This window comes from Gammaproteobacteria bacterium (assembly GCA_022340215.1).
GTDB lineage: Bacteria > Pseudomonadota > Gammaproteobacteria > JAJDOJ01 > JAJDOJ01 > JAJDOJ01.
The window spans coordinates 1-5,034 of the sequence record JAJDOJ010000249.1 but is presented as its reverse complement, the minus strand read 5'-3'; the positions used below and the strand labels follow the sequence as shown (position 1 = coordinate 5,034).

4 protein-coding genes are annotated in these 5,034 nt (G+C 60.6%); all 4 read right to left on the bottom strand.

Annotation, left to right across the window (positions count from 1 at the left end; genetic code table 11):
* Positions 1-139 precede the first annotated feature (139 nt).
* The 4 genes from LJE91_17135 to LJE91_17120 all read right to left on the bottom strand — a co-directional run bounded on the left by LJE91_17135 (position 140) and on the right by LJE91_17120 (position 4,990).
* Positions 140-895, bottom strand: coding sequence for a hypothetical protein (locus LJE91_17135; GenBank protein ID MCG6870386.1), 756 nt, complete (start codon positions 893-895; stop codon positions 140-142).
* Between the two features lie 288 nt (positions 896-1,183).
* Entirely contained in the window at positions 1,184-2,296 is a 1,113-nt protein-coding gene (locus tag LJE91_17130; GenBank protein ID MCG6870385.1) for a nucleotide-binding protein, read from the bottom strand.
* A gap of 489 nt (positions 2,297-2,785) precedes the next feature.
* Positions 2,786-3,559, bottom strand: a complete 774-nt coding sequence (locus tag LJE91_17125; GenBank protein MCG6870384.1) for a mechanosensitive ion channel family protein — start codon at positions 3,557-3,559, stop codon at positions 2,786-2,788.
* Between the two features lie 123 nt (positions 3,560-3,682).
* Positions 3,683-4,990 (bottom strand): DUF4071 domain-containing protein, encoded by a 1,308-nt coding sequence (locus LJE91_17120; GenBank protein MCG6870383.1) that lies wholly within the window; start codon positions 4,988-4,990, stop codon positions 3,683-3,685.
* Positions 4,991-5,034: the final 44 nt, after the last annotated feature.

Here is a 5,034-nt window from a genome sequence, read left to right as displayed (position 1 = left end):
GGCATACCAGATTGCGCTGGATTTTCGTTCGTCATCAAGGCGCGACAACAGGCGCATAGTCAAACTATGTCAGTGTTGTCGCAACACAGAGGACGGACGAAAAGACAAGCTGGATGGTATGTCATTTGACAGAAATCGCCTAAGGACCAATTGTGGGGTCCGCACTCACTTCCAGGGAACGCAGCCGCTCCTCGGCGAGGGCCTGCTCCGATCCGTCTCCCGCCTGCAGACACGCCTCCCACAGCGCGAGTTCCTCCGTTACCGTAACATCATCGCCTGCCGGTTCGGCCGAAATGCACTCGACAGAGGAATCGGTCGGTTCAGGGGACAATGACTCGGCGGTTGGCTGGGGGGAGGTGTCTCTGGCCGCGGCGATCCGCAGTGGGTCATCGGCGCGAAACTCCTCTCCAACCCCTGTCGCGGGCCGACGTATGCCCTCTTCCCGTCCCGCGAAGTCGCTCAGATCGGCGTTGGCTCGTCCAGCGGGATTTCGCTCCGCGTGCGCAGATGCGTTGGTTGAGGTTGCCACATCGAGTCCTTCGACGCTTTGCGCCAGCTTCCGCTCGACTTGGTCCAGGTTTTCCACGCCAGCCGAGGCACTACCGGCCGCGCGCTCCCTCTCCTCCAGTCCCTTCCCGACCTGCTCCAGCGATCCGGCATCCGCCCGGGCGGCTGCCAACGCAATCTGTATCTCTTTGCGCTTCGCTCGGTCACCACCGCTCGTCGCCGGGTCCTGAAGCTCACCGACGAGTGTCTTGATCTCCTCCTGCACACGCTCCATGGCGATCTGATTGTTTCGCTTCGCCGCCTCTTCCTGCCCCTTCAGGCGCTGCAGGAACTGCTGCGCCTGGTTGATGCTGATCTGTGTCGCCTTCAGATCGGCCCTGGTCTGCATCAGTTTGCGTTGCGCGATCGCGGCCTGCTCGTCGGCCTCATTCTGTTGCTCGATCGCCGCCGCCGAGGGCCGGTGGAGAATCGGTCAGGCGCGTCCGCCGCCGTTTCCGGTCTGTCGCCGAGGTCCCACTCGCTGAGGGTTACCGGGACGGTCGGCGGCGAGGAGAGGGCACAGGAACGCCTCGTTGACGTACAGGCCGATTCCCTATCGGACGTCCAGATTGAGCTGTAGTGTCGGTGTGGTTCGATGGTTTGCGGGTACGTCAACACGGCCGATTGTGTGCCGACATCATTCTTTCAGATTTGCCAGACGATCCAGTCGATTTCGGAACAGATCCTGGAAGCTCCTTTTCCGTAATCCGCCTTTCGGGGTCCTCGGTACGAGAATCATCCGCTCCGAGGCAAAATCGAAAGGTGGAGCGGAGCCGGCCTTTTCCCGGATCGGTATCCAGCTTGCGGGTTTGTGCGCGTCGAGATCGGTGCGACCGTGGAGCATCCCCGCCTCGAAGAGCACATTGGGGTTGTCCTTGAATTCGCCATTTTCCGATGACTCGTCACGTTCGGAGAAATAGCAGACCCCATATCGGCAGGTTCCAAGCTCCTCCAGCAACTGTTGGTTGATATTCCCAGGGTTGTGGATCTTGTCCCAGCGAATGACCTTGAATTTCTCTCTATATACCGATTCTTTAAACACCTCATCGATCGCTCTTATGACATCCGTCCTGGCCTTGGATGCCGAGGCGATAAAGACGTTCGGCTTGGTCAGCTTTGGCGGATTGTGGCGCAAGGAGGCCTCCAGGCTGCGTAACGCCTCCAGGGAGCGGTTTTTTCGAGCCTTGGTCATGCATTTGGCTCGGTACACGATGGATATCGCATCGGCCAGGTGTTGCAGTTCACCCTTGGCCGACTCGGTGATGTCAAGCCGCTCTTCGGTCTCGAAATTCAGCACACCGAACAGGCGTTCCCGGTCGTTTCTCAGCGGCAGCACGATCGATGTCCGTATCGGGCGGTCTTCGGTCTTCAGGTACTTTGGAATCCCTTGCCTGCCATACCAGCGATCCTCGAAATGCTCCGCGTCGATCAATTCTTCCGGCTGTCCCTCGGCACTGACGATCCACAGGGGTTTCTGAATATCGAATGCAAAGCAGGTCTGTCCGCCATACTCACCATTCGCCTTGCGAATCGGTCTTGCCAGAAAGACTTCCTTCGTCGCCAGTCCATATGGGATCAGGCTCGGGTTTTCGTGTTGTCCCGACTCCAGCATGAATCTCGTCACCGCAACCTTGAGGGTGTTCCTGGTGTAGTCTTCGATCAGCTTTCTCACGCGTGCAAAGGTGGCATCGTCGATAAAATCCACGGCGCGGGCGAACTGCAGAACCTGTTCTCCAAAAGACGGTGTCATGACACAACCTCCACTTTCCGGAAATCGTCACGTTTCCTCTCTCGAGTATAATCCAGCGACTGATACTGTCCGGTCTCCCTTGCCAGCACGCAACGCAATCAACACGATGTGTTGGCCGGACGCCCAACGATTTGACGTTTTTCATACGACCAACGCGCCTCCAGGTTGACGACTCGCTGAAGTCCGGGTTGCCCGTCGCGCGACGACCCGTCGGGGAGGCGGGTACAGCGGAACGATTCGAGAAGTCGCGATAGTTATCGCATGAGGCGAGAATCGGGGACCTGCGTAAATCCAATAAGGATGCTCTATCGATAGTGGCCTGTTGCGTGCTCCAGGGGCATTGCGGTTCTGATCCGGAAGAGCTGACTTAAAGGCTTCGGTTCGCAACATTGACTCGCCATGCATTCGAGGCCAGCGGTAGTTCCGTGCGCTCGGCATACTCGAGAATGGCGCGCGTGATGTCGCTGACGAAAAGGGGCTCGTTGTAGGTCAGTGCGACGTAGGCCCTGGCCGTGAGCTGGATCGCGTTTTCGGTCTGGCGAAGATAGAGATCTGCATGGGGTGGGAGGAATCGTAATACGGGGAGGCCTGAATCGCGTCCCAGATGGCGTCTTCGGCCTGCTGGCGCTGTTCGCCGCTGACGAAAGGTGACAGGAAAAATTCGATGACGCAGAGCGAATATCGCGCGCCGGAGTTGGAGGAACTCAGCGCCTCGCCCCAGAGAGAACGGGTCGGGATGCTGACCTGATCGTCGTTCTGCGTCTGCAGGGTGACGAAGAAGGTATTGAATCCGGTGACCCGCCCGCTCACGCCCTTCAGGGTGACTCGGTCGCCCACCTGAAAAGGCGCCTTGAACGCGGCCAGTGTCTTGAAGGCCAGCCCGCCGAGGTACGCTTTGGAGACTTCGGTGCCGTTGACCAGCACCCAGATCAGAAGCCCCACAAAGGTCAGGGCGACCCCCTGCTGAGCGGTCTCCAGGTTGCCCGTATCGTAGGTTCCCGCGAAGATTGTCAGGGCGACCGGCGCCAGCAGGATGGTTCCGAGTAGCAGGAGGGCTTCGTTGCGGGAGTCTCGACGTCGGCGTTGCAGATCTTCGGCGTGATCGACGAGCACGTCGCGAGGCAGGCCCGCTTTCTCCCGTCGCCGCTCCGTCTTCCTCCGTCGGTGATGCATCCATCGGGAATGCACGGCGACCACCGCGAAGAGGATCGCCAGGTAGGCGAGGATATAGGTCCGCGGCGTGGCAGGAATCGAGTTCGGCACTTAGACGATCACCATAGTGCGCCGTATCCCGGCTTGCCAGATCGTGAAGGCGGCGCGCGGCGAGTGGCGTCGTCGGATCGTCGTGCCAGCCTTGCGTGAGAATCGCCTCGAGTTTCATTGACGTCAGTGTCGCGAGCCGGTTTTCGCTAACGCATCCTCGATGTCTTTGTACCATGACGCCACGGGTCCGCGCCGTTCGCGGCATTCGCGGATCAGGCGCAGGTTGTTGACAGTGGTCTCGGCTTCCCATTTCTCGCGTATCTCACTCAGGGCCTTGACCAGTGCCTCCTTCGCGTCCCGCTCATTGCCCTCCAGCACCGCCAGTTCCACCAGGGTGGCATAGTCCCAGTAATCCGGCTTGCCGAGCGCCATCTTTCTCTTGACCGCGTATCGAACCACGGGCAGGAGCTCGCTCCGGCGCCCATCCGGAGGATCGCGAAGCTCCATCAGCGTCACCGCGTTCACCCCCGGGTAGGCATCACGAGGATCGGTTTCGAAACCCTCCGCATAGGTCGCTATCGCCTTGTCGAGAAACCCCGCGGCGAGATAGGTGTCCCCGTCTTTCAGGGCGGATGCCCAGCGGTCCTTGTAGACCCGCCCGAGAATGCCGCAGGTTTCGCTGCTCGGGCCGCGCGCCTCGATCAGGTCCAGCAGGACGGTCTCCGCCTTCTCCCCCTGTCCGTTGCGATTCAGGGCCAGGGCATATTGCTCCTGCACCATCACCGTGGATTGGATGGGCCTCGGCATGCGCTCGACCAGCGAAATCATCTCCGGCCATGCCTTCCTGGCCCGGTACGACAGCATGAGATCGATCAGGACACCGGCCTCGGAGCCCTCCAGCGCGCCCAGTTGTCGCTCGACGGACTGGACCGCGTCGACACCACGCTTGCGAGCGTCGCGCAGTTGCGATTTGAGTGCCTTCGAGTACTCGACCTGATCCCGGAATGCGTCCGTCTTCTCGTGTGGCACTTGCTGTGGCTGCATGCCGTCGATCAGTTCGAACAACGGGCTGTCGGTCGGGACCTCGCGGGCGGCCTTCAAGCGGGTGGAGATTGCCTCGATCGTCGCCTCGACATCGTCGGGCTCCCCAGTGGCGTCGAGCTTGTAGGGTATGCCGCGCAGGGGCGCCACATCGAACGGCAGGCGCGTCGTGTCCGCGAAGACCAGTATCGTACTCGCGGGCCGCACGGCATGGCGGACACCGAGTTCGTAATACACGTTGGCGTTGGCCGTCGTGAGGTCGGCCACGGCGAACTCACACAGAAGCAGGCGTTCGTACATCGGCTTGTGGATGATCCCGCCGGCCTGCTCCTCGTCCGCGCGGACAGGCTCCATCCCGGAACGCGCGATGGCCGGCTTGATGACCCGGTCGTAGACCTTGTCGAAGTCGATCGTCAGGCCGCCGGAATCGGGTTTCCTTCCGAAGGGCATCAGGACAAAACAGAGTTTGGCGGGCATTGCTTCACTTCCCCCTG